The sequence below is a fragment of the Tardiphaga sp. OK245 genome, assembly GCF_900108575.1.
GTDB lineage: Bacteria > Pseudomonadota > Alphaproteobacteria > Rhizobiales > Xanthobacteraceae > Tardiphaga > Tardiphaga robiniae.
This window is the reverse complement of record NZ_FNWZ01000001.1, coordinates 251191-277263: the sequence shown is the minus strand read 5'-3', so window position 1 is coordinate 277263 and position 26073 is coordinate 251191. Positions and strand designations below refer to the sequence as shown.

Sequence of the window (26073 nt, the reverse complement as noted above, 5' to 3'; positions counted from 1 at the left end):
TCTGCGCGGGGAGAGGTCGCCGCGTCTTCGCGGCGGGTGAGGGGCATGGCAAGGTGCTCACCTCGACTACACAATTTGCGGATCGCAAGAGCCCCTCACCCCAGCCCTCTCCCCGCAAGAGCGGGGCGAGGGTGCTCGAGGCCGTCGCGTGGCGTTGAACTTTACTCTGCGGCCTGTGCGTAGTCTTCCATCGGCGGGCACGAACAGACGAGGTTGCGATCACCATAGACGTTGTCAACGCGGCCAACCGGGCACCAGTATTTGTCGGTGCGTGAGGTCCCAGCCGGGAAACAGCCTTCGGCACGGGTGTAAGCGCGCTTCCAATCGTCATCCGCGATATCGTGCACCGTATGCGGTGCGTGACGCAGCGGCGACGCCTCGACGGTCCAGCGGCCGCTCTCGATATCCGTGATCTCCTTGCGGATCGCAATCATCGCCTCACAGAACCGATCGAGTTCGAGTTTCGATTCCGACTCCGTCGGCTCGATCATCAGCGTCCCCACGACGGGAAAGCTCATGGTCGGTGCGTGGAAACCGTAGTCGATCAGGCGTTTGGCGATGTCGTCGACGGTGACACCGGCGGACGTCTTGAATGTGCGCGGATCGATGATGCATTCATGCGCCACGCGTCCTTTTTCGTTGCGATACAGTACCGGGAAATGCGGATGCAGCCGTGTGGCAATGTAGTTCGCATTGAGGATCGCAAGTTCGGTGGCCGAGGTGAGGCCTGCACCGCCCATCATCAGGATGTAGATATAGGAGATCGTCAGGATCGATGCCGAGCCATAGGGGGCGGCCGAGACCGGCCCCACCGGCACATCGCCGTTGGCCGAGGGATGACCGGGCAGGTAGGGCGCCAGATGCGCCTTGACGCCGATCGGGCCCATGCCGGGGCCGCCGCCGCCATGCGGGATGCAGAAGGTCTTGTGCAGGTTGAGATGGCTGACATCAGCGCCGTAATCGCCGGGCCGCGACAGGCCGACCTGCGCATTCATGTTGGCGCCGTCGAGATAGACCTGACCGCCATTGGCGTGGACGATCTCGCATATCTCGCGGATATGTTCCTCGAACACGCCGTGGGTCGACGGATAGGTGATCATGATTGCCGCGAGATTGGCAGCGTATTTCTCGGCCTTGATGCGCAGGTCGTTGACGTCCACGTCACCGCGCTTGTCGCAGGCGACGACAACCACATCCATATTGACCATGCTGGCCGAGGCAGGATTGGTGCCGTGTGCCGATGACGGGATCAGGCAGATATTGCGATGGCTGTCGCCGCGCGCCGCGTGATAGGCGCGGATGGCGAGCAGGCCGGCATATTCGCCCTGCGCGCCGGAATTGGGCTGCAGCGATACAGCGTCGTAACCGGTGATGTCACACAGCCACTTTTCCAGTGTCGCGAAAAGCTGGTGATAGCCGGCGGCCTGTTCGCGGGGCACGAATGGATGCAGCGAGCCCCAGGCGGGCCAGGTCAACGGCATCATCTCGGTGGTCGCGTTCAGCTTCATGGTGCAGGAGCCGAGCGGGATCATCGCGCGATCAAGCGCCAGATCGCGATCCGAGAGCTTACGCATGTAACGGAGGAGTTCGGTCTCGGAGCGATGGCTGTGGAAGACGGGATGGGTGAGGAAGGCCGAGCTCCGCTTCAGCGAGGCGGGCAGGGCGTCGCTGACGCCATGCTCGACGTCTGAATAGCCAAGCTTGCCGCCGAAGGCGCGCCAGATGGCTTCGACGGTTTCCGGCGTCGTGGTTTCATCGAGCGCGATGCCGATGGTGCCGTCACCGATGCGCAGGTTGATCTTCTCGGCCTGGGCTGCGGCAATGATGCCGTCGCGCTTGTCGTCGACGGTCACGGTCAGCGTATCGAAGAACGCTTCGCTCTCCGGCGCGAAGCCGAGCTTCTTCAGGCCGGCGGCCAGCACCAGTGTGCGGCGATGGACCGTGCGGGCGATGTGTTTGAGGCCTTCGGGGCCGTGATAGACCGCATACATCGACGCGATGACGGCGAGCAGCACCTGCGCGGTGCAGATATTCGACGTCGCCTTCTCGCGGCGGATATGCTGTTCGCGGGTCTGCAGCGCCAGACGATAAGCGGGCTCGCCGCGGGAATCGATGGAGAGGCCGACGAGACGGCCCGGGATCGAGCGTTTGATCGCGTCGCGCACCGACATGTAGCCGGCATGCGGACCACCATAGCCCATCGGCACGCCGAAGCGCTGCGCCGAGCCGATCGCGATGTCCGCGCCGAGTTCGCCTGGCGAGGCCAAAAGCGTCAGCGCCAGCAGGTCGGCGGCGACGACGGCGAGCGCGCCCTTCGCTTTAAGGGCGGCGATGGCCGGCTTGAAATCGCGCACGATGCCCGTCGTGCCGGGATATTGCAGGATCGCGCCGAACACATCGGCTTTGTCGAGGTCAGTGAGCGGATTGCCGATCTGAAGCTTCCAGCCGAGCGGCTCGGCGCGGGTGCGCAGCACCGCGAGGGTCTGCGGATGAACTTCATGATCGACGAAGAAGGTTTTGGTCTGAACGTTTGAGGCACGCTCGGCCAGTGCCATGGCTTCCGCAGCGGCGGTCGCTTCATCGAGCAGCGATGCATTGGCGACGTCGAGGCCGGTGAGATCGCAGATCATGGTCTGGAAATTGAACAGCGCCTCGAGTCGGCCCTGACTGATCTCCGGCTGATACGGCGTATAGGCCGTGTACCAGGCCGGGTTCTCCAGGATGTTGCGCTGGATCACCGTCGGGAGAACCGTGCCGGAATAGCCCTGGCCGATCAGTGACGTGAACACCGCGTTCTTGGCCGCCATCTCGGTCATATGCGCCAGCGCCTCGGTTTCGCTGAGCGCGCGGCCGAGATCGAGCGGCGTCTTCTGGCGAATTGAGGCAGGGAGCGTCTCGCCCATCAGTGCGGACAGGCTTTTCGCGCCGACCGTTTCAAGCATCACACGAATATCGGCTTGCGAAGGGCCGATATGGCGGCGGACGAAATCGGTGGCGACGTCGCCGGAAGATTTGTTCAGGGTCATCTGTTGTTCCTCGAACGAATTTCAGAAGTCCTCATGCCCGGCATTCGCCGGGCACGACAACTAGGCGGTGTGGGCTTTGTAGGCGTCGGCATCCATCAGGCCATCAAGCTCGCTCTTGTCGGCGAGTTTGAGCTTGAAGAACCACGCCTTGCCGTCGGCATCGGAATTCACCAGCGCGGGCTCGGCCGCGAGCGCGTCATTGATCGCGACAACCTCGCCGGTGATCGGCGCATAGACGTCGGAGGCGGCCTTGACCGATTCGACCACGGCGGCGGCTTCGGCCTTCTTCAGCGCGCGGCCCACTTTGGGCAGTTCGACGAACACGACGTCGCCGAGCTGTGACTGCGCGTAGTCGGTGATGCCGACGGTGACGACGTCGCCGTCAATCAGGAGCCATTCGTGGTCTTCGGTGTACAGGGTGGTCATGGGGCAGTTCCTCAACGCTTGTAGCTGTGGGGGACGAAGGGCATGGGTGACACTTTCATCGGCATGCGCTGGCCGCGAAGCTCGGCATAGACGGTGGTGCCGTCGGCTGCCTGCGCGCTGGGCAGATAGCCCATTGCAATTGGCGCGCCGAGACTGGGGCCGAAACCGCCCGAGGTGACGCTGCCGATCGATTCGGTGGAGGTCGCATCCGCAAACAGCAGGACACCTTCGCGCACTGGCGCGCGGCCTTCCGGCAGCAGACCGATGCGCTTGCACGGTGCGCCGCCATCGAGCTGCGCCAGGATCTTGTCGCTGCCGAGAAACCCGCCGGCGCGAGCGCCGGCGGTGCGGCGGCTCTTCTGGATCGACCAGTTCAACCCGCTTTCGACGGGCGTGGTCGTCGTGTCGATGTCATGGCCGTAGAGGCACAGCCCGGCTTCGAGACGCAGGCTGTCGCGGGCGCCGAGGCCGATCGGCAGGACGTCGGGACGATCGAGCAAGGCGGAGGTAAGGGCCTCGGCCTGATCGTTCGGGATCGAGATCTCGTAGCCGTCTTCACCCGTATAGCCGGAGCGTGAGACGAAGCAGGCAATGCCGTTCACCTGATGCGGGCCGGCATCCATGAACTTCATCGCCGGTGCCTCAGGGCAGAACTTTGCCAGCACATCCGCGGCCTTTGGCCCTTGCAGCGCGATCAGTGCACGGTCGGGCAGGGTCTCGATAATGCAGCTGTCGGAGAGATGCGCGCGCAGATGCGCCTCGTCTTCATCCTTGCAGGCAGCGTTGACCACGAGAAACAAATGATCGCCGAAATTCGCCACCATCAGGTCGTCGAGAATTCCGCCGGTCTCATTGGTGAACTGGGCATAACGCTGGCGCCCCGGTGCCAGCGCCAGAATGTCCATCGGCACCAGCTTTTCGAGCGCCAAGGCCGCATCTTCGAGTTTGCCGGACTTCGCCCGCAACGTTAGCTGGCCCATATGGGAAACATCGAAAAGGCCGGCCGCAGCACGGGTGTGGAGATGCTCCTTCAGCACGCCGGTGGCGTATTGCACTGGCATGTCATAGCCGGCGAAGGGCACCATCTTGCCGCCACGGGCGACGTGGAGGGCGTGCAGCGGCGTTTGTTTCAAAATTGAGGGTTTATCGGTCGCTAGCGTATCGACAGCAGACATATGACGGGTCCTCGCGGTTCCCCGGGACCATTCCCGGAGTGCCTGTACGAGCCCCATCTGTCGCTGTGCCTGAGAGTATTATCCCGTCGGCGGACGCCATTGGCCCATTCGGGCTCAAAGGCATCTCTTTCCAGATGCTAACCTGTCACGCGGTCCTTTTGCCTGAGAGTTTCCGGGGCGGTTGCTCCTTCGGCGCCGGCCCAAACGGGGCCGGTCTCTCCCGACGTGACGTCTTTCAACGCCGGCACAAGAGCATGCGTTCCCTGAATCTGTCAACGCGGTTCCGGCACCTATCAACGGCCCTGTGCTGCTGCGGCAAGCCCCTGATCCGCTTGAATGATCCCTTGTCATCCTCTTGCACAGTTTCTGGACAGCCCTAGTCCCGCCGGTCTAAAAGCAACCGGTTGTGGCATTGGCCGGCGGCAAATCTTCAAACAATTTGGCCGTGGGCGATTTTTAGGCGCCAAGTCTTGAACGTAACAAGTCTTGGGCGCAATGGGACTGATATGAGCGGCGTTAACGAGATCAGGTCGGCATTTCTGAATTACTTCGCGGCGAATGGTCACGACATCGTGTCGTCGTCGCCGCTGGTGCCGCGCAACGACCCCACGCTGATGTTCACCAATGCCGGCATGGTGCAGTTCAAGAACGTTTTTACCGGCGTCGAGAAGCGGCCTTATCAGCGCGCGACGACGTCGCAGAAATGCGTCCGTGCCGGCGGCAAGCATAACGACCTCGACAATGTCGGCTATACCGCGCGCCATCACACCTTTTTCGAGATGCTTGGTAACTTCTCGTTCGGCGATTACTTCAAGGAACGCGCGATCGAGCTGGCCTGGAACCTGATCACCAAGGAGTACGGCCTCGCCAAGGACCGCTTGCTGGTCACTGTCTATTCCGAGGACGATGAAGCTTTCGCACTGTGGAAGAAGATCGGCCTGCCGGACTCCAAGATCATCCGTATCCCGACCTCGGACAATTTCTGGCAGATGGGCGATACGGGCCCCTGCGGTCCGTGCTCGGAAATCTTCTTCGACCATGGCGACAAGATTCCCGGCGGCCCTCCCGGCTCGCCCGATGAAGACGGCGACCGTTTCATCGAGATCTGGAATCTGGTGTTCATGCAGTTCGACCAGCTGGCGCCGGGCAACCGCATCTCGCTGCCGAAGCCGTCCATCGACACCGGCATGGGCCTCGAGCGCATCGCTGCGGTGCTGCAGGGCAAGCACGACAATTACGACATCGACCTGTTCGTCGCGCTGATCCGTGCCATCGCCGATTTGACGGGGGCCGATCCGCAGGGCCCGATGAAGGCCTCGCTCCGCGTTATCGCCGACCATCTGCGCGCATCCTCGTTCCTGATCGCCGATGGCGTGCTGCCGTCGAATGAAGGCCGCGGCTATGTGCTGCGCCGGATCATGCGCCGCGCCATGCGTCACGGCCAGTTGCTCGGCGCCAAGGAGCCGCTGATGTGGCGCCTGGTTTGGGCGCTGGTGCGCGAGATGGGCCAGGCCTATCCGGAGCTGGTGCGCGCCGAGAGCCTGATCGAGGAAACGCTGCGCCTCGAAGAGACGCGCTTCCGCAAAACGCTGGATCGTGGTCTCGGCATTCTCGATGACAAGAGCGCGTCGCTGAAGAAGGGCGACATGTTCGACGGCGAGACCGCCTTCACGCTGTACGACACCTATGGCTTCCCGCTCGATCTGACCCAGGACGCACTGCGCAACCGCGGCATCTCGGTCGATATCGCGTCCTTCACCGATGCGATGGAGAAGCAGAAACAGAAGGCACGTGCGTCGCGCTTTTCCTCTGGCGAGACCGCGACCGAAGCGATCTGGTTCGAGTTGCGTGAAAAACTCGGTGCGACGGAATTTCTCGGCTACGAGACCGAGTCTGCGGAAGGTGCGGTTGCGGCACTGGTGAAGGATGGCAAGGAAGTCGACAACCTCAAGGCAGGCGACACCGGCGCCATCGTTCTCAACCAGACGCCGTTCTATGCAGAGTCCGGTGGCCAGGTCGGCGACACTGGTGTGATTACCGGCGAGGGCGTGACCTTCCGCGTCACAGAAACTCAGAAGCGCGCAGGCGATCTGTTCGTGCATGTCGGCACGCTCGAGCAGGGCACGCTGAAAGTCGGCGCTGCGCTGGCGCTCGACGTCGATCACACCCGTCGCTCGTCGATTCGCGCCAATCACTCGGCGACGCATCTGCTGCATGAAGCGCTGCGTCAGGTGCTCGGTGATCACATCGCGCAGCGCGGCTCGCTCGTGGCGCCGGACCGGCTGCGTTTCGATTTCGTGCATCAGAAGCCGATCACGGCCGACGAGCTCCGCCGCGTTGAGGACATCGCCAACAATGTTGTGCTGGAAAACGACGCCGTCACCACGCGCCTGATGGCAGTGGACGATGCCCGCGAAGCTGGTGCCCGCGCGCTGTTCGGAGAGAAATACGGCGACGAAGTTCGCGTTGTCTCCATGGGCAAGATGCCCCGCGAGAGCGGCAGCAACGCGCTCGGCTGGTCGGTCGAACTTTGCGGCGGCACCCATGTCCGGCGCACCGGCGACATCGGCATGATCTCGGTCACCGGCGAAAGCGCAGTGTCGTCCGGCGTGCGCCGTATCGAGGCGCTGACCGGCAATCATGCGCGTCATCACGCCAACGAGACGATCCATCTCGCGAAGACCGCGGCGAACGAACTTCGCACCACGCTCGACGACATGCCGGCGCGCATCGCCGCGTTGATGGACGAGCGCAAGAAGTTGGAGCGTGAACTCTCCGAGGCGAAGAAGACCATCGCCATGGGCGGCGGTGCTGCCGCTGCCGCATCGGCCGCTGGTGGCGCGTCCGCAGACGTCAAGACTGTCGGCGACGTCAAGCTTATGGCCAAGAGTGTGTCGGGCATCGAGATGAAGGATCTCAAGAGCCTCGCCGATGCCGGCAAGAAGCAGCTCGGCTCCGGCGTGGTCGCGATCATCAATGTCGGTGAAGACGGCAAGGCCGGCGTCGTGGTCGGCGTCACCGAGGATCTGACCAAGCGTTTCAGCGCTGTCGATCTGGTGAAGCTCGCCTCTGAAGCCTTGGGCGGCAAAGGCGGCGGTGGGCGGGCGGACATGGCGCAGGCCGGTGGTCCGGACGGCGCCAAGGCCGATGCTGCGCTGGCGGCAATCGAAGCGGCGATCGGCAACTAATCTCGTCATTCCGGTCTCGCGAACGCCGCCAGGCGGGCGCGAACCCGGAATCCCGTAGTGTTTTACTATGTCGAGATTCCCCGCCATTCCAACTGGAATGGCTGAGGTTCACGCTCTCAGCTTCGCTGAGATCGCGCCCCGGAATGGCAGTGTGGGTCACACAACCCCATCTCGCGATGACGTGACCGCTCGCGCCTGCGACCATGAGTAGCCCTCGTTAAGGGTGGCATCCCACGCACCCATGCGGCAAAAAGTGGCATGGAGCATAACACCCCGCTGATTTCCACCGTCGTCGTCGGCCTCGTACTGGCATTCATCCTCGGCCTGATCGCACAGCGCATTCGCGTGTCGCCACTGGTCGGCTATCTGCTCGCCGGCGTCTTCATGGGCCCATTTACGCCCGGCTATGTGGCCGACCAGAATATCGCCAATGAACTGGCGGAAATCGGCATCATCCTGCTGATGTTTGGCGTCGGCCTGCATTTCTCGCTGAAGGATCTGCTGTCGGTCAAGAATATCGCGATCCCCGGGGCCATCGTGCAGATCGCCGTGGCGACACTGCTCGGCATCGGTCTCGGCGAGGCGCTCGGCTGGTCGTTCGGTGGTGGCCTTGTGTTTGGCCTCGCGCTGTCGGTGGCTTCGACGGTGGTGCTGCTCCGCGCATTGCAGGAACGACGGCTGGTGGACAGCGAGCGCGGCCGCATCGCCATCGGCTGGCTGATCGTCGAGGATCTCGCAATGGTGCTGACGCTGGTGCTGCTGCCGGCGATCGCAGGGCTTCTCAAAGGCGAGGGCAACGGTGCCAGCATGTCAGCGTTGGCGATGCCGGTGCTGATCACGCTCGGCAAGGTCGCGGGCTTCGTCATCTTCATGCTGGTGGTCGGCCGCCGCGTCATCCCGATGCTGCTGCACTATGTGGCGCATACCGGGTCGCGCGAACTGTTTCGTCTTGCGGTGTTCGCGATCTCGCTTGGGGTCGCCTTCGGCGCAGCTCTCATATTCGACGTGTCATTCGCGCTCGGTGCGTTCTTTGCGGGTATGATCCTCAGCGAGTCCGAACTCAGCCAGCGCGCGGCCAATGAGACGCTGCCGCTGCGCGACGCGTTCGCGGTGCTGTTCTTCGTCTCGGTCGGCATGCTGGTCGATCCGGCGATCATCCTGCGCGAACCGCTGCCGCTGCTCGCCACCGTGTTCATCATCCTGTTCGGCAAATCGGCGGCTGCCTTCGGCATCGTCCGGCTGTTCGGCTATCCGACCTCGACGGCGCTGACGATCTCCGCCTCGCTGGCGCAGATCGGCGAGTTCTCCTTCATTCTCGTCAGCCTCGGCGTGGGCCTCGGTCTGCTGCCCGATCGCGGTCGCGATCTCGTGCTCGCCGGCGCGATCATCTCGATCATGCTCAATCCGCTGTTCTTCGCGTTGCTCGATCGCCTACTGGCCGATAAGGACGCGAAAGCGGCGGCAGCGAGTGAAGCGGCCGCTGCGGACAGCAAGGAGAAAGCGGTCACGCGCGTCCCGTTGCCGGAGACGCAACTCAAGGATCACGTCGTGCTGGTCGGCCATGGTCGTGTCGGCAGCGTAGTCAGCAGGGCGCTGCGCTTGAACAACACGCCGCTGCTGGTGATCGAGGACACGCCGGGCGTTGTCGAGCGTCTGCAGAAGGAAGGTGTTGAGGTCGTCACCGGCAATGCCGCGGCGCCGGACATGTTGCAGGCTGCAAATGTGATGGGCGCCAGGGGATTGCTCGTCGCCATCCCGGACGCCTTCGAAGGCGGTCAGATCGTCGCCAAGGCCCGTGCGCTCAACCCTACGCTTCCAATCATCGCCCGCGCGCATTCCGAAGAGGAGATCGCGCATCTCAAACATCACGGTGCCAATGTCGTGATCATGGGCGAGCAGGAAATCGCCAAGGCGATGCTGCTGCAGATCGGCGCGACGGCGGCCGTTTAGTCGCGCCGTTGCGATCAGATCGTTACACCGATCGCGTCATGCCGCCATCGACGCGAATGTTCTGGCCGGTGATATAGCCAGCGCCATCCGATGCGAGGAATGCGACCGTGGCTGCGATCTCGTCGCTCTTGCCATAGCGTTGCATCGGGACGCTCTGGCGCCGCTCTTCGGTGGCGGGCAGGCTGTCGATCCAGCCGGGCAGCACATTGTTCATCCGTACATTATCGGCGGCAAAACTATCCGCGAACAATTTTGTGTAGGAGGCGAGACCGGCGCGGAACACGGCGGAAGTCGGAAACATCGCCGAGGGTTCGAACGCCCAGGCGGTGGAGATGTTGATGATCGCACCGGATTTCTGCTTCTGCATGATCGGCGTCACCAGTCGCGTTGGCCGGATCACGTTCATAAGATAGACATCCATGCCGGTGTGCCACTGCTCGTCGGTGATATCGAGCAGCGGCGCACGCGGGCCATGACCGGCGCTGTTTACCAGCGTGTCGATCCGGCCCCATTTCTCCAGCGTGCCATCCACCAGCCGCTTCAGATCGTCGCTCGACTGGTTGGAGCCGGTGACGCCAATGCCGCCGAGCTCTTGCGCCAACGCTTCACCTTTCCCCGATGAAGACAGGATCGCGACCTTGAAGCCGTCGGCGGCAAGGCGGCGCGCAGATGCTGCGCCCATGCCGCTTCCACCGGCCGTGATGATGGCGACTTTGCTAGATGACATGAGGCGGTCTCCCTGACTGTTTTTCTGGTCTTCTCTGCTCTAGCGGCAAATCGTTCGGCGTAGAAACGCAAACCTCGCGCCTGGCTCTGTGCCTGCTCGGTATTCTCCACCGCGCCGGAGTGTCCACCGGCGAAATGTCCTTAGCCCTTGCGCAGGAACACGTAGTCGGCCGAATAGGGCTCGCTCTGTAAAGTACCGGCGCCGCTGCAGGTGCCGGCGAGCGTGCCGCCGACTGTGTTGATCCGCTGTACCGTGGTTACGCCGCTCAACATGCCGCTGCCGCGATGCGAGGCGGCTTCGAGGCGGAGCCACGGAATGTCCTTGGCAGTGGTGCCTGGTGCGTTGCCGGTCACCTTACCGACCACCGCGCTGCCATCGCTGTATTCCCAGTTCGGTCCGACATAGTGCCGCCCCACGGTCTTGCCATCGGCCATCAGCGTGGCGATCGGCTCGCGGAACGTCCATGTCAGCTTTCCTGAAGCGTCGGCCTTGCACTCATAGACCTGCGCGCCTTCAGCATGCAGCTTGGCGATCTGCGTCTCGCCGGGGGCTGCAATCGCATCCGGCACCTGCGCCAAAGCAGAGAATGCGCCCGCGACACTGAGCGAGAGCGTGACAATCGTGGTCAGGATCGGGCGTTTGAAAACATGGGGCGTATTGCAGGTCATGTGAACCCTCTCTTGCTCTGGTTGGTAGTTGCTCTGTCGTTCGTTTTACGCAGCTCCAATCGTCCGCCGTAGAAACGCAAATCCCAGAGCCTGGCTCTGTGCCTGCTTGGTATTGTCCACGGCGCCGGAGTGTCCGCCCGCTACCGTCTCGTTGAACCAGACGGGATAGCCAAGCTCTTCGAGCTTCGCTGCCATCTTGCGGGCGTGGCCGGGATGGACGCGGTCGTCGGTGCGGTTGGTGGTGATGAAGATCGGCGGATAGGTCTTACCGGGCGCGATCAGGTGATAGGGCGAGTATTTCTGCAGATAGGCCCACTCGTCGGGAATTTCCGGATCGCCATATTCGGCGATCCAGCTCGCGCCGGCGAGCAACTTGGTATAGCGCGCCATGTCGAGCAGCGGCACGCTGCACCAGACCGCGCCGAACAGTTCCGGATAGCGCGTCAGCATGTTGCCGACCAGCAGGCCACCATTGCTGCCGCCGTGGCACGCAAGCTTTTGCGCCGTCGTGATACCAGACGCTGCGAGATCGCGCGCCACCGCAGCGAAGTCGTCATGGGCCACATGCTTGGTGATCTTGCGCGAAGCTAGATGCCACGCCGGGCCGAACTCACCACCACCGCGGATATTGGCGATGGCGTAGAGATGACCTTGTTCGAGCCACAGCTTGCCGGCGACGCCCATATAGGCGGGCGTCAGCGATATCTCGAAGCCGCCATAGCCATAGAGAATCGTCGGCCGGGGCGGGGCGCCGGCCGAGAGATTTTTGCCGATCAGGAAGTAGGGGATTCTGGTGCCGTCAGCGGCCACCGCATGGCGCTGCTGCACCTCGATGCCCTCGGGATTGAAATTGGGCGGCGAGCTCTTCAGCGGCTCGGGCGCGCCCTGGCCGTTCCACAGTGCCGTCGTCGTCGGCCTATCGAAGCCGGTGACGGTGAGCAGCATGTCGGTGCCGAGATTAGGATCGTCTTCGCCGCCGAAATTCTGCGCCGAGATCGTGGCGTTATCGGGCAATCCCGGAAGTGCCGTTTCGTGCCAGCCAGCCTCGCTCCGCTGCAGCAGAGCGAGGCGACCGCGGACGTTGTCGAGGATTTCGAGCACGATGCCGTGCCGGGTCTCCGACCATGATTGTAGCGCGCGGGTCGGTGTCGGCATGAAGACGATCTCGAAATCGCGTGCGCCAGACAGGAAGCGATCGAGGTCGATGACGGCGAGTGCGCCGGTCGGGATCGTCTGGTCGCCGACGGTCCAGTCCTGTTTCGGGCTGACCAGAAGATCATTGGCTTCGGCCGAGACCGAGATCTCCTCCGGCAGTTCGAGGCGCAGGCGCTTCCCGGCATGCGGGCCATGCTTGCGCTCGACTGATATATGCGAGCGCGTGAAATCCAGCGCGCGCCAGTACATCACGCCTTCATGGCTCGGTCGGCGGTTGACGCCGAACCAGGCGGCGACGTCCTGCTTCTCGACCTCGAAGACGGTTTCAGCCGCAGCCAACGGTGTGCCGCGCGTCCATTTGCGTACGGTGCGGGTATAGCCGGCCTCGGTGCTGTCCTCGGGCGTCTGCGCGCTGCCGAGCAGCAGCGTGTTTTGATCGACCCAGCTCACCTGCGTCTTGGCTTTCGGGATGATGAAGCCGTCGGCAACGAAGCTCTTGCTGGGAATATCGAACTCACGGATCTCGATGGCGTCAGTGCCGTTGAACGACAGGCTGATCAACGCGCGGGTCTTGTCCGGGGAACGCGCAGCACCTGCGAAGGCCCAGGAGATGCCTTCCGCTTGGTTCAGTGCATCGATGTCGAGCAGCACGTCCCATTTGGGCGTATCGGTCTTGTAGCTCTCCAGCACCGTGCGGCGCCAAAGCCCGCGCGGATGAGCGGCGTCTTTCCAGAAATTATAGAGATAGTCGCCAGACTTTCCGACGAAGGGAATGCGATCGTCGGCGTCGAGGATCTTCATAACTGCGTCGAAGTCGCGCTGGTAGGCATCGCCGCAGAGGAAGCCGTCGGTGCGCGCATTCTGTGCCTCGACCCAGGCCACGGCTTTCTCGCCCTCGATTTCTTCGAGCCAGACATATGGATCATTGCTGCCGTCGGCGGGATTTGGCGCAGTCATGGGTCACCTCGAAAACGGAACGTCTCAAAAAGAAAGTCCGGGGTGCCTGAGGCAACCCGGACTTTCGGATGGTGCAGTCAGGAGAGGGCGGAAATCAGGCCGCCAGTTCCTTGGTCAGGTTTTCCGCGACCTTGTCGAGGAAGCCCGTGGTCGAGAGCCAGCGCTGATCGGCGCCGACCAGCAGCGCCAGATCCTTGGTCATGTAGCCGGCTTCGACGGTGTCGACGCAGACCTTTTCGAGGGTCTTGGCGAACTTCGCCAGCTCGGCATTGTTGTCGAGCTTGGCGCGGTGGGCGAGACCCTGGGTCCAGGCGAAGATCGACGCGATCGAGTTGGTCGAGGTTTCCTTGCCCTTCTGGTGCTCGCGGTAGTGACGGGTCACGGTGCCGTGGGCAGCTTCGGCTTCCACCACCGAACCGTCCGGCGTCAGCAGCACCGAGGTCATCAGGCCGAGCGAGCCGTAGCCCTGGGCCACGGTGTCGGACTGCACGTCGCCATCGTAGTTCTTACAGGCCCAGACATAGCCACCGGACCACTTCATGGCGGCAGCCACCATGTCGTCGATCAGGCGATGCTCATAGGTGATCTTCGCGGCTTCGAACTTGGTCTTGAATTCGGCGTCGAAGATTTCCTGGAAGATGTCCTTGAAGCGACCGTCATAGACCTTGAGGATGGTGTTCTTGGTCGACAGATAGACCGGGACGCCGCGCGACAGGCCGTAGTTCAGCGATGCGCGTGCGAAGTCGCGGATCGAGTCGTCGAGGTTGTACATGCTCATGGCGACGCCGGCGCCCGGAGCCTGGAACACTTCGCGCTCGATCACGGTGCCGTCTTCACCGACGAACTTCATCGTCAGCGTGCCCTTGCCCGGGAACTTGATGTCGGTGGCGCGATACTGGTCGCCGAAGGCGTGGCGGCCGATGATGATCGGCTTGGTCCAGCCAGGAACGAGACGCGGCACGTTGTTGCAGATGATCGGCTCGCGGAAGATCACGCCGCCGAGGATGTTGCGGATGGTGCCGTTCGGCGACTTCCACATCTGCTTGAGGCCGAATTCCTTCACGCGCGCTTCATCAGGGGTGATGGTGGCGCACTTTACGCCGACGCCGTATTTCTTGATCGCATGGGCCGCGTCGATGGTGACCTGATCGTCGGTCTTGTCGCGGTATTCCATCCCGAGGTCGAAATACATCAGGTTGACGTCAAGGAAGGGGTTGATCAGCTTGTCCTTGATGTACTGCCAGATGATCCGGGTCATCTCGTCGCCGTCGAGTTCGACGACAGGGTTGGCTACCTTGATTTTTGCCATGGTGGTTCGGGCCTTTAGCGCGTTGCGGGAGGGATGATTTGTAGGGGGGCTATAGCACCGCGCAGGACCCGGCGAAAGCCGGGGCGTCATGCAGTTTCGGCGCAATTTTCAGCCCAAAACGCAGGCTGTTTTTGCTCAAAATGCAGCCTGCGCCGCGGTGCCCGCCACCACGTACCAGCTCACCGGCAGGCTGCCATTACGCCGCGTCGCGCCGGTACAGGCCGCCCGTGGTCACCAGGAAATCGATCCGCCCGTCGAGCAGCGCCCGCAGCGCTTCGTCCGGGCTGTTGACGATGGGCTCCTCGTGCACGTTGAAGCTGGTATTGACCAGCACCGGCAATCCGCTGGCCTCTGCAAACCCCTCGACAATGTCGTAATAGAGCGGATTGTCCGGACGCGCGATCACCTGCGGCCGCGCGGATCCATCGACATGGACCACGGCGGGGATGCGGTCCCGCCATTCCGGCCTCACATCGCAGGCGATGGTCATGTAGCGGCAGGCGCGCGCATTGACCGGATTGACGTCGAACACGTCAGCGGCACGCTCAGTGGTGATGACGGGGGCGAACGGCATGAATTCGGAACGGCTCAGCCGTTCGTTCAAGAGGTCGTGGGTGCCGCGCCGGGCCGGATTGGCGAGGATGGTCCGGGCGCCCAATGCGCGGGGGCCGTATTCCATCCGGCCATTGTAGATTGCGCCGATCTCGCCCGCCACCAGCCGCTTCACCGCGCCGTCGACCGGCGCCTCGTCGACGCGGTGAATCCCCGGGGTGGCTGCGATGCCGGCGTCGAGCCCGGCCTGAAAATCGCGGCCGAGATAGACATCCCCGAGATCGCGGCGGCGCTCGAGCCAGGGCGCCAGGCCGTCGCGCTGCATCAGATAGGACAGCGCGCCGCCGATCGGCAGGCCGTCGTCGCCCATCGCCGGGAAAATGAACAATTCATCGATCGACAATTGCTCGGCGAGCAGGCGGTTGAGCTTGACGTTGGCGAACACGCCGCCGGACAGGCCGAGATGGCGCGCCGGATGCCGCTGCAACAGGCGCTGCAGCGACAGCAGCATGGTGTCTTCCAGCACCTTCTGGATCGACGCCGCAAAATCCTCCCGGCCGGCCTGTTTGGCCAGCCGGCGCATCAACGCGTTCATCTGGTGATAGCTGCGAAAGCTCGACTGGATACGCCCTTCGGGGGTTACCGAAAAATACCCGGCAATCGTATTGGCCACGGTCGGTTGCCCCATGGCCGCGAGCCCGGTCAGCTTGCCCTCGTGCCGGTTGGGGCGAAATCCGAGCGACTTGGTCGCTGCGCTATAGGCGCGGCCGAGGCTGTCGACGGGATTTTGCAGGAACAGACAGGTGTCGTCGCCGTAGAGCGTCGTCAGGCGGTGGTCGGCGAAGTGCCGGTAGCTGTAATTCACATTGTCGCCGCCGCCATCGGCCGTCACCAGCAGGGCATCCGGCCACGGGCTGTAGAACAAAGTGGGCAGCGCATGCGCTTCGTGGTGGTTGTAAAAATGGACCGCGGCGTCGTCGCGGAAACCGCCGTCGCGCCGCCACGCCGCGGCATCGAAGACGTCCTCTGCCCGCGGCGCGCGGTAGCGATGCTGCTCGGCACCGAGCAGCAGGCGGTCCTTGCCGACCCGGCTGCGATACTGCTCGTGCAGCCAGCGGAGGCCGCCGAGGCGCGGGAAATAGGCCTTGGGAAACATCGCGCGGCTATAGGCGACGACGTCGACATCGCGCCGTGTGGCGCCGGCGATCGACAGCACCTCGTCGATGGCCGCATCGGGGTGAGCGCTGCCATCGCTTTTGCGCCGGGTCAGTCGCTCCAGCGCGATGGCAGCCTTCAGATCGTAATCTTCGAAAATGGCGACGGCGGCGTCATGGACGCCGGAGTGAACGCTGAGGATGAGCTGGGGCATGAAGGCTGCAAGGTCGTTCCCGGGGGTGGCACATTACCCACCCCCTGCCACGACCGGCAAATCACGAGCGCTTGGCCGGGAACCCGCCTTCATCCGGATTGTCAGGCGGCAGGCAGGCCGCGTCTGGCATCCGCCGGCAATTCGTCGTAGGGCTGCATCGCGGATAGCCCCGGAGAGCGGGTTATTCGCATCCAGATGCCCGGCTAAGTCCCTTGTATCGCTCAACAATGTGGCGATCGCCAGGGAGCCCGGATGAGGTGTTGAATCAAAACCTTCACGGGTTGATTCAAGACCTTCAGAGATTGAATCAGAAAGTGAAGTGTATGTCCGGTTCAGGCACCGACTCTACCAAGGCGCATACCGACCTGGTCGGCCCCGTTGTCATCCTCGTCGAACCGCAGCTCGGCGAGAACATCGGCATGTGCGCGCGGGCCATGGGCAATTTCGGCCTGACCCGGCTGCGCATCGTCAATCCGCGCGACGGCTGGCCAAACGTCCATGCCCGCCGGGCGGCGTCGGGCGCCGATCACATCCTCGACAAGGTCGAGCTGTTCGACACCGTCGAGCAGGCGGTCGCCGATTGCACGCTGCTGTTTGCGACCACCGCCCGGGCGCATGATCAGGCCAAGCCGGTGGTCGCTCCGGAGGCCGCCGCCGCCGAGACCATCGCCCATGTCGCCGGAGGTGCCACTGCCGGCATCCTGTTCGGTAGGGAGCGCTACGGGCTGCAGAACGAGGAGGTCGCGCTCGCCAACCGGATCATCACCTTCCCGGTCAACCCGGCCTTCGCCTCGCTCAACCTCGCCCAGGCGGTTCTGCTGTGCGGCTATGAATGGTTCAAGCAGGCGACCTCCAACGCGCTGCCCTATGCGATGCCGGAACGGTCCGAGCCGGCCTCCCAGCACCAGATGACGGCCTTTTTCGAGAACCTCGTCGGCGAGCTCGACAAGGTCGAATTCCTGCGCCCGCCGGAAAAGCGCGACACCATGCTGGTCAACCTGCGCAACATCTTCACCCGGATGGAGCCGACCAAGCAGGACATGCACACCTTGCACGGGGTGGTCATGGCCATCGCCGAGGGCCGCAAGGGGCCGGCCAAGGGCGGCGTGCTCGACGGCGAACAGGCGACCCGGCTGCGGGCGCTTCTGGCCGAACACGGGCAGGGCGCGCAGGCGCATGAGAGCGGCACGGTCCGCGGCCTTGCCCGCATGCTCCGCCGCAACCCGACCGATGCCGAGCGGCTGCTGTGGGACCAGCTCCGCGCCGATCGCCGCTTCGCCGGCCAGTTCAAGCGCCAGACCCCGGTGGGGCGTCACATCCCGGATTTCGTCTCGTTCCCGGAGCGGATCGCCATCGAACTGGTCAATCCCGGCGAGACCGAGGTGATTGTCAGCGACCGCGCCGCCCGGCAGACCTGGCTGCAGGAGCGCGGCTATCGCGTGATCGCGATGCGGGCGGATGACGTGACCCGGGACATTGCGGCGGAGCTGGATCGGCTGGAGGCGTTGCTGGCGAGCGGAATGCCGGGGCAGGGCAATAATTAGAACTGTCATTCCGGGGCGCTCGCCACTTGGCGAGCGAACCCGGAATCTCTGAGTGGCTTGGCTCACCGGTGACTCCCATGCCGGGATTCCGGGTTCGCGCCAAGAGGCGCGCCCCGGAATGACGGCGTGATCAATGGCGCATCCCGAGCTACGATGGCAGTGACCGGCCGCGATCAACGCGGCACTAAGACCGGGAGGCCCCATGCCCATCTCCACCGCCGAGAAGCGCGCCAACTTCCGCAAGCTCCACGAGTCCGGCTGTTTCGTGCTGCCCAATCCCTGGGATGTCGGCAGCGCCCGCTATCTCGCGCATCTCGGCTTCAAGGCGCTGGCCTCGACGTCAGCCGGCTATGCCTGGTCCACCGGCCGCCCCGACAACAAGGTCACCGCAGACGATGTCATCGAACATCTCGCGCTGCTCTCCGCCGCCACTGATCTGCCCGTGAATGCCGATTTCGAGGCCGGCTTCGCCGACGACCCCGCCGGCGTCGCCGCCAATGTCGCCCGCGCGGTCAAAAGTGGAATCGCCGGCCTGTCGATCGAGAACTCCACCGGCAAAGCGGACAAACCGCTCTATGATGACACGCTCGCCGTGGAGCGCATCAAGGCCGCCCGCGCCGCCATCGACAGCGTCGATCCCGCTGTCATGCTGGTCGCGCGCTGCGAAGGTTTTCTGCATGGCGAGTGCGACCTCAAGAAGACCGCGGCGCGGCTCATAGCCTTTGCGGACGCCGGCGCCGATTGCCTCTACGCGCCGGGCGTGGCCTCGGACGAAGAGATCACCACGCTGGTGAAGGCGATCGGCGGCAAGCCGCTCAACGTGCTCACCGTGCAGCCGACCATGACCGTGGCGCATCTCGCCAGCCTCGGCGTCCGCCGCATCAGCGTCGGCGGCGCACTGGCGCGCGTGGCCTGGGCCGGCTTCATGCAGGCGTCGCAGGAGATCGCCGGGCAGGGGACGTTCACGGCGTTCGCGCAGGGGGTGAAGGGCGGGGAGTTGAATAAATTGTTTGCGAATTAGTTTAACTCGTCACTCTCAACCTACTGTCAGCAAGGCCAAGATTCCGAAAGCGGGAAGTGAGTGAGTTGTCGCGGCAACTCGCTGAAGAAGGGAGATGTGCGTCAGATGATCGCCTAGAGGATTGCACGTGGACTTTGCGGGTCGAATTCCTCTTGCTCGTGCGCTAGGCCGCTTTCTGCGATGAAATAGGCCAGTTCGGCGATGGCACTTGTTCCTATGCTGTTGATTGTATTGCCGGCGGTCGATGACATGGTCCCGACCCGTGCGAGCAATGCCTTGTCCATCAAATGCGGGCGAAGGCTAATGCCGTAACCCTCGAGCTTCCGCTCGATATGCTGAAATATTCGAACGCCTCCTATATCCATGTCGCCCCAATGAAATGTTGGAACGCGGGCTTCCGCTGCCAGACGTGCGATGGTTGCGAGTGTCGGGCGAGAGGGGAAGCCGCCAGAATAGAATACGAGCGCTTTCTCGCGCTGCGCAATTTCTCGCACATGGCGAACGAAAGATGTGAAGTTCTCGATCGTGAGGACGTAATCGGGCTCATGCAGAAGCTCGATGTCATGGACGCGTTCGGTCGGAATGCCCACATAGGACATCGACGGGAATGATCGGCCGCTCAGCGCAACGGGGCCGTGAATCAAAAGCGGTTGCGGCAGGCGCTTGATACCAGCGCTGGCCAAAAGTTCCTCAGGATCAAGGCGCGCTTGTTCGTCGTCCGTCCCGAAGATCTTTTGCATCGCAGGGATCACCGACCTTGCATTCTTTTCGAGAGCCTTGCTGTCGCCCACGGTCAATCGCGAGAATGTACGGAAGTCCTGTTCAATTGAAGAGGCGCCGGTAAGCCGAAGATGCACCGCGATGGCGAGATCGATCACGCGGGCCAGTACGTCCGCCTCGCCGAAAGCGATGCCGATGTGAGAAACGCCGCGCGTCCATGCGTCGACGACGTCATCGATCAGACGCATGGCGCCCTCCGACAGATCGGCTCTCGCGCGTAAACTTGAAACGGATTCACTTGCCAACTCGCCTGATGGTCGTCGGCCGGCCCGCCGATACAGGACGTCGGCATTCTTCAGTCTGACGCTGGTGACGAACCGCTCGGATTTGTGGCCTTTCCAGATGCGTTCGATGCCGCCCGCGCGTTCGAGCTCGGCAAGTTCCTCATCGAATGCGTCGCTGTGATCGACCGTCGCGAAGACATTGCCGGTCGCTGCGATCAGATTGGTTGCGCCGGGATTCTTCTCGTAGCGTGCGAGCAGGTCTTTGACGAGAGATGACGTTGTCGAAAACTGGCGTCGGCTCATTCCGCAGCCCTCGTTGGCAGAGCAAGCCGTTCGGTGAGTTCATCATCCGTCGCATGTTGCGGATTGGCAGCCCGCATCTCCGTGCGGACACGTTCCTTGATCTTGACGGATTCCGCCATGGAAACGTCTCCGCTGCGGAAGACGTCGATAATATAATCGAGATTCTCGTAGACGGCGGCGCGCTTTTCCGTAGGCGCGGCGATCACCACCTGGAGCCCAATCTCCCGGTAAAAATCCAGCAGGGTCCTCTGGTTGGGGCCGTCCATCTTGCTGAAGGCTTCGTCGAAGACGGCGAGTCCGATACCGCGTTTCTTCGAGACAGAAGTCTGACGCGCACCATGATAAACACTGGCGAGCGCCGCACCGATGACTACGTAAAACGGGACCTGCCGCTCGGCGCCGCTGGCGACGCCGCGCCGGCGATCGAAACTCGTGGTTCGTCCCGTGGCGACGTCCCGCAGTCTGAGGTCATAGGTGAAGTAGCTGCGATAATCCTGATAGATCTTGAAGTCGACATTCTCGTCGACCAACAGCTCCTCGACCTGCCTGAGCGCCCGCGCATGCCGCTCGTCACGCGGTTCGGCCCGTCCGAACAAGGCATCGAGTACGGTCTCGTCGCTCTCGCTATCGCGTGCGAGGCGGTAGAGGTCCTCCTGTTCAGTCCGTGGTGAATGAACGAGCCGGTAAGTCTCCCCATGCAGCGGGCGTGTCTTCAGGGCCGCTGACAGCTTCTCCATTTCCGAGTCAAGCTGGCCAAAACGATTGTTGAGTTCGTGAATAAAATTCGTCTTGAACAGTTTTGACATTCGTTCGGCTGCCTCGTCGGCGTGCTGACGGTATCGCGTCAGTTCGTTGCCTTCGAGCGTCGCGATGCCGTCGCGGACCCATGGCTTGACGGTGCCGGTAATCGAAGCCTCGGCATAACCTTCCAGTGCGTCGGGGAAGGTGAGTTTATAGCGCCCCAGCGCCGTACGAATATCCTGATCAAGCGCGCGGTGCTCTTTCCAGGCTGTGTTGGCCGCTTCCGCCATATCAGCAGCAATTTTAGCCGGCGATCGCGGACGAAGTCGCCTATAGCCTTCACGGAGTGATTTGAGCTGGTGGACTGATGCTACGGCATCACGAAACATTCGCCTCCGGTGCGCCAGGCAATCACGGGAACCCAAGAGATGGACTGAGCTACCGAGTTTGCGTTCGATCTCCTCAATTTCCGTACCGAGGGAGGCGTCTCGCCGGTTCAGATCATCTCTCCGCTTCCCAAGCTGGCTGAGATGCAGTTTTAGCCTCTGTTCCGCATCATTTAGTTGTGGATCGGTCTCGGCTGAGATTGCTTCAAAACGTCGCCGTGCATCGGTGCGCTTGTCCATGAGATCGCCGAGGGCAAGCGCGAGGTTATCGAGCTGCTCACCGTCTTTGACGGGCGCGCTGCAGTCCTCAAGCCGCCGGATGACATCCTCGAAAAATCGCTTGTTCTGGCTGTGCACATCTAACAGTTTTTCATTCTCGTCGAGGCGCCGTTGCAACTCGGCCGCCATCAATGGGGCCGCCGCGCGACCGATCTTGGCGCCTTCGGCGCGGCGGATCTCCGTGATCAGCCCATCGTAATAAGCACCGTCGGCCATCACGGCGCGGCCGCCCGACAGCAACTCCTGCTGATCGGCGGCAAGCCGCACATTACCAATCCGGTAGACGACGAACGCCATGGCGAGCGGATCGTTGCTGCGGATCATCGACGCCAGTGTGCCGCTTTCTGGCGTGATCGCCCGCGACTGCAGCCTGCGGGTGTTGGCCACACGACAGCCCGGATAGGCACCGCGGCCATGGCGCAAAATTTCGGTGGCGCGATAAGCATGTTCAGGATCGACGATGATCGCTTCTCGATCGCGCGTCAGCAATGACTCGACTGCATTGCGCCATGTCTCGTCGAGGACATCGGCGACTTCGCAAAGTGTGCGAGGGCGCATGCCTTCGCGTCGCAGGGCATCCATAAGTTGCGTAGTTGTCGCATTGAGGCTGATCAGACCGCGGCGTGCTTCGGCAAGCTGTGCGCGATCCTTGTTCATTTCGGCTTCGATATTGTTGTACCAAGTAATCGAATCGTCGCGGCTCTTGGTCGCTTTTTCCATTCGAGCCGTGGCAGCATCGGCGACTGCGGCGAGTAACCTCTCCATGGTCGCGGGATCTTGTGGCCAATCCGGAGGCGCAAGTCCGCGGCTCGCGTCCTTTACCCGTTCGAGTGATTGTAGGAGTTCACCGGGATTGATTACTCCGAGCTTGTCGCGTGAATCGAGCAGCTGTATGGCCCGCGCGGCACGCAGAAAGCGCGTAGCGAGCCGCTCCGCCACGAAGGCATGTTCGCGGTCGAGTGTCTTGATCTCGCCTTCGACAATCGCCCGCTTGCCGGCCACGCCTGTCGCCGCGATTTCCAATTGGATGGAGGCTAACGCATCGTTCTCACGCGCGATTTCAATCTCTGTTTGCCGAAACTCGGATGCGACCTTCTCACGTTCATTCGACATGAATCTGAGCGCTTGGACATTTGCCATCAGGCCGCCGAGCGCTTCCACGAGCGCTGCGGTTTTTTCGATGGCGCGGCAGGTGCTTTCTTCTTGGAGCAGGTGTTCGAATTGTCCGATCTGCTTCTGGATGTCCTTCAGCGCCTCCAGCCTGAGATTGAGCTCAGCGATGGTCTTCTGAATCTCTTGGTAGCGGCCGATCGAATCCCTCAATTCTGCGATGTCGATCGGCTTGGGCTCAAGGAGATAACGGTGCACGAATTGTTCGACCGATGCGATGTCGGTAAAAGACAGCGCTGCAACGAATGTGCGCACGAACCTCTCCGGATCAGAGGTGCGACGACCGGTGAACAGCACGCGCATATATTCTCGGATGAACGTCTTGGCGTCGTCGGGCGTGTGCAAGGCCGCGCCGGATCCCGAGCAGGCTTGCTCAAGACGTCGCCGGATTGCCTGCCAGGGCGCGGGGCGCAGCGCGCCGTCGGTTTCTTCCAGCAGCATCGTCGTGTGGACACGCACGCCCTCTGCCACGAAATGCCCGACCACTTCGGTCTGCTGGCCGCGGGCTGCTTCGATGGACAGTCCCAAGCTCACGGGCAACCGTTCCTGTTCGGGATCTTCGAAGACGATCGCGATATGGCTTCTTGCGCTTGGCCTGAGAAACGTGTCCTCGTTGAGTTGCCCGAGGCAGTACCCGCCGAGGGTCCGATCCGATTTGCCGCCACTTTCGCCTGCGGATCTGTTAAATTTGTATAGCCGGGACGAACCGCCCGCCATGATGGCCTGAATCAAATCGATGATTGTGGATTTGCCCGATCTGTTCTGACCGAGGATCGCGGCGTCGCCGGCGAGATCGAGGTCGGCCCGCGCCATCATGTGCCAATTGATGAGGACGATGCGCCGCAATTCCATCATGCGTCGCCTCCCGCTCCGGTCCGATCGTCTGCATCCGCCGTTGCCGAGACCGGGCGCGAGAGGAGCTGTTCCAAGGATGCAAGAAAATCATCACCGGCAACGCTGGTCACCAGCGCGCGGATATCAAGCTCCATATTCTGCTCATCGGCATCGAGATCTCCCAGGCGGACGATAGACCGCCTTTCGAGCGTTTGCAGGACATCGCGAAAATCATTTGCCGTGAGGCCGGCGCGTCGCGTTCCGGCGACGATGTTTTGATAGGCATCATAGGCCTCGTTCAAGGTCGTCCGCACGGTTCCGTTGTCGTAAATCTCGTCATTCCGCAGCGCTTCCTCCCATAGCCGGCGCATAACGAGAAGGACGACGGTCTCGTCAATGCGCATGCGTGGCAGCAACGCTCGTTCGAGGTCCGGCAGAATGCCCGCCCATCCTTCGGTCTGGCGATGAACCAGGCGATAGCCGGCAATATCGAAATAGGCCTCGACGAGCTTGTTGAGCTCGGGACGGTGCAATGTTTCGAGCAGCGGCGCGGCGCCACGATCCTCAGCATGGACGAATTGGTTGCGCATGAGATGCGCGATGAGTTGGGTGACCCTCAGAAAGCCGCGCGGATTGGTGCTTTCGAGCGTGGTGAACTCAAGCAACATGACCGGCCTCCAGCGTGATGCTGTCGTCGAGGCGCGCGACGCGGAAGTCGGCGCAGTCGAGCCACTCGTTAGAGACTCGTTCTCCGGTGACGACGAATTCGAACCGTCCTTCGAGCGCCTTTGCCAGCCGCGAGCCATCCTGCACCACTAGGCCTCCGGCAACCATGATCCTGACTGCTTCGAAGGCTAGGAAATCGTCGACGGTCTCGATGCGCATTGATGCCGCAGTGGTCGCGCCGAAAGGCGGGACCCGGCGCTCAAGAAATCGGCTCACTTTGGCAGGAGAGATGGTGAGACGATCGAGATATTCGCGTTCGAGCATGCGGCGGAATTCACGCAAGGGATCGGGCGCGGGCAACGCAAGGTCGGTATCGGAGATTTCAGGACGTGCGCCCCGCGGTCGGGCCAGCAGTTCTGCTGCGATCATCGCCACACGGGGTTCGATCGAGCCACGGATCGTAAGTTTTATCGTGCCGCTCGCGAGCGCGTCATCGAGGGCCTGGATGACGTGCTCGCTGCGTTCGAGAAAGTTCGTGCGGCGGCCGGCATATCGGACAACGTTGCGAAGCCGCGTCTCCAGCCTGGACCGATGTTGCTGGATCGCCTCGAACGACTCCTCGATCCGCTCGAAAACGCCGCGGATCCGGAACAGATCCTCCTGCACGAGATCCCGCGCCGCCTGTCCATCGGATACGAGCCGGGCTTCAAGATAGGCGTCGGCGACGGCAGCCAGATCGATTTCGGAATCCTCGAGAGCATCGAGCGAGGCAAGGATCGTCCTCCGGTGCCGATAGGGGTGTGCCGTCGTCGTAATGGACGTGTAGTCGCGCAGGAGCACGCGCTCCACGAAATCCTCAAAATAGTGGCGCAGCCGGTCTGCCAGCGTGTCTGACGACAGAATTTGGCGATCGACTTCGCGAAGAGCGGAGAGCACGCTCCTCAGGTAACGGCCGAAGCGGGCGGCGTCCTGTGCAGCTTTGTTGAGACCCAACGCATTCTCGGCGGGCTTTACCCGCACGGCGTTTATCGCATTCCTGACTTCGACCACGAGCCCACCCAGCTGTTCTGCGCCGCCTTCCTGAAGCGAGCAAAGAAACTCGGCAAGGCGCATGGCGCCTGACGGCATTTCGACTGTGGTCTTGAGTCCGTAGCTTGCTTCGTCCAGCCAACCCGTTTGGAGCAGCCGATTATAGATGTGCCGCGATCGGCTGATGGCCGCTCCCGTGCCTTGATCGTCCACGCCGGCGACCCGGCGGCGCCTTACGCGCCGGCCACTCCTGGTCACGAGGCGATCGAGGTCCACCGCAGCCTCATCCTCGGCCCAGAGAGTGGGCTCGCGGGTGAGGCAGCTGTAGATGACGCCGACAATCTCGGCCTCTGTTGGGAAAAGTAGGTCGGAGCGATAGAATTCCTTGTAAACGGCGAGAACGGCATGCTCGTAGAGCACACGGTTTCCTCCGGAAAAGACAGTGAAGATGTCTGCGCCCAGTTGGCCGAACAATTGCGGACGCTGGCCGTCCGACGAAGAGCGCGCTGTTAAACTTGCCATGAATCTCCCCCGTCGGGAAATTGGCTGGTGCATCCTAAAGGGTCAAGCGAATACCTCCGTTGGCTTAATCGA

16 protein-coding genes and 1 riboswitch are annotated in these 26073 nt (G+C 62.5%); of the genes, 4 read left to right on the top strand and 12 right to left on the bottom strand.

The annotated features are described in order from the left end of the window. Positions 1-161: 161 nt before the first annotated feature. Genes gcvP through gcvT form a run of 3 tightly spaced genes read right to left on the bottom strand, consistent with a single transcriptional unit; the run spans position 162 to position 4627 of the window. On the bottom strand, positions 162-3026 hold the full coding sequence (gene gcvP / locus BLW80_RS01250) for an aminomethyl-transferring glycine dehydrogenase (protein WP_093756519.1): 2865 nt from the start codon (positions 3024-3026) through the stop codon (positions 162-164). Between the two features lie 60 nt (positions 3027-3086). Further along, the gene (gcvH, locus tag BLW80_RS01245; RefSeq protein WP_093756518.1) at positions 3087-3452 is read right to left on the bottom strand and encodes a glycine cleavage system protein GcvH; all 366 of its coding nucleotides are present in this window, start codon (positions 3450-3452) and stop codon (positions 3087-3089) included. An 11-nt stretch (positions 3453-3463) separates the two neighbouring features. Continuing rightward, on the bottom strand, positions 3464-4627 hold the full coding sequence (gene gcvT, locus BLW80_RS01240; RefSeq protein ID WP_093756517.1) for a glycine cleavage system aminomethyltransferase GcvT: 1164 nt from the start codon (positions 4625-4627) through the stop codon (positions 3464-3466). A gap of 140 nt (positions 4628-4767) precedes the next feature. Continuing rightward, positions 4768-4861: riboswitch (glycine riboswitch) on the bottom strand. Between the two features lie 272 nt (positions 4862-5133). Between gcvT and alaS the strand changes: the two genes are divergently transcribed. Both alaS and ybaL read left to right on the top strand, forming a co-directional pair. Beyond that, positions 5134-7815, top strand: coding sequence for an alanine--tRNA ligase (alaS, locus tag BLW80_RS01235; RefSeq protein WP_093756516.1), 2682 nt, complete (start codon positions 5134-5136; stop codon positions 7813-7815). Between the two features lie 258 nt (positions 7816-8073). Further along, the gene (gene ybaL, locus BLW80_RS01230) at positions 8074-9765 is read left to right on the top strand and encodes a YbaL family putative K(+) efflux transporter (RefSeq protein WP_093756515.1); all 1692 of its coding nucleotides are present in this window, start codon (positions 8074-8076) and stop codon (positions 9763-9765) included. A 22-nt stretch (positions 9766-9787) separates the two neighbouring features. Here the strand turns inward: ybaL and BLW80_RS01225 are convergent, their stop codons facing one another. The 5 genes from BLW80_RS01225 to BLW80_RS01205 all read right to left on the bottom strand — a co-directional run bounded on the left by BLW80_RS01225 (position 9788) and on the right by BLW80_RS01205 (position 16502). Then, positions 9788-10492, bottom strand: coding sequence for an SDR family oxidoreductase (locus BLW80_RS01225; protein ID WP_089265057.1), 705 nt, complete (start codon positions 10490-10492; stop codon positions 9788-9790). A gap of 140 nt (positions 10493-10632) precedes the next feature. Continuing rightward, complete coding sequence (locus tag BLW80_RS01220; RefSeq protein WP_093756514.1) at positions 10633-11160, bottom strand: DUF3455 domain-containing protein; 528 nt, start codon at positions 11158-11160, stop codon at positions 10633-10635. 45 nt (positions 11161-11205) lie between these two features. Beyond that, positions 11206-13272 carry a prolyl oligopeptidase family serine peptidase gene (locus BLW80_RS01215; RefSeq protein WP_093756513.1) on the bottom strand — a complete coding sequence of 689 codons (2067 nt, stop codon included), beginning with the start codon at positions 13270-13272 and terminating at the stop codon, positions 11206-11208. Between the two features lie 94 nt (positions 13273-13366). Beyond that, positions 13367-14581: an NADP-dependent isocitrate dehydrogenase gene (locus tag BLW80_RS01210; protein ID WP_093756512.1), complete on the bottom strand. Its 1215-nt coding sequence runs from the start codon at positions 14579-14581 to the stop codon at positions 13367-13369. 196 nt (positions 14582-14777) lie between these two features. Further along, entirely contained in the window at positions 14778-16502 is a 1725-nt protein-coding gene (locus tag BLW80_RS01205) for a carbamoyltransferase C-terminal domain-containing protein (RefSeq protein WP_093756511.1), read from the bottom strand. 323 nt (positions 16503-16825) lie between these two features. Between BLW80_RS01205 and BLW80_RS01200 the strand changes: the two genes are divergently transcribed. Both BLW80_RS01200 and BLW80_RS01195 read left to right on the top strand, forming a co-directional pair. Beyond that, a complete protein-coding gene (locus BLW80_RS01200) occupies positions 16826-18046 on the top strand; it encodes a TrmJ/YjtD family RNA methyltransferase (RefSeq protein WP_093756510.1) in 1221 nt (406 codons plus the stop codon). Positions 18047-18248: 202 nt separating this feature from the next. Then, a complete protein-coding gene (locus BLW80_RS01195; protein WP_093756509.1) occupies positions 18249-19067 on the top strand; it encodes an isocitrate lyase/PEP mutase family protein in 819 nt (272 codons plus the stop codon). 113 nt (positions 19068-19180) lie between these two features. Here the strand turns inward: BLW80_RS01195 and BLW80_RS01190 are convergent, their stop codons facing one another. Genes BLW80_RS01190 through BLW80_RS01175 form a run of 4 tightly spaced genes read right to left on the bottom strand, consistent with a single transcriptional unit; the run spans position 19181 to position 26001 of the window. Continuing rightward, positions 19181-20374: a Wadjet anti-phage system protein JetD domain-containing protein gene (locus tag BLW80_RS01190; protein ID WP_093756508.1), complete on the bottom strand. Its 1194-nt coding sequence runs from the start codon at positions 20372-20374 to the stop codon at positions 19181-19183. Beyond that, complete coding sequence (locus BLW80_RS01185; RefSeq protein ID WP_093756507.1) at positions 20371-23805, bottom strand: SbcC/MukB-like Walker B domain-containing protein; 3435 nt, start codon at positions 23803-23805, stop codon at positions 20371-20373. Before BLW80_RS01185 ends, BLW80_RS01190 begins: the two co-directional genes overlap by 4 nt. Further along, positions 23802-24452, bottom strand: coding sequence for a DUF4194 domain-containing protein (locus BLW80_RS01180; protein ID WP_093756506.1), 651 nt, complete (start codon positions 24450-24452; stop codon positions 23802-23804). The genes BLW80_RS01185 and BLW80_RS01180 overlap by 4 nt, the downstream gene beginning before the upstream one ends. Then, positions 24442-26001 (bottom strand): Wadjet anti-phage system protein JetA family protein, encoded by a 1560-nt coding sequence (locus BLW80_RS01175; protein ID WP_093756505.1) that lies wholly within the window; start codon positions 25999-26001, stop codon positions 24442-24444. Before BLW80_RS01175 ends, BLW80_RS01180 begins: the two co-directional genes overlap by 11 nt. Positions 26002-26073 lie beyond the last annotated feature (72 nt).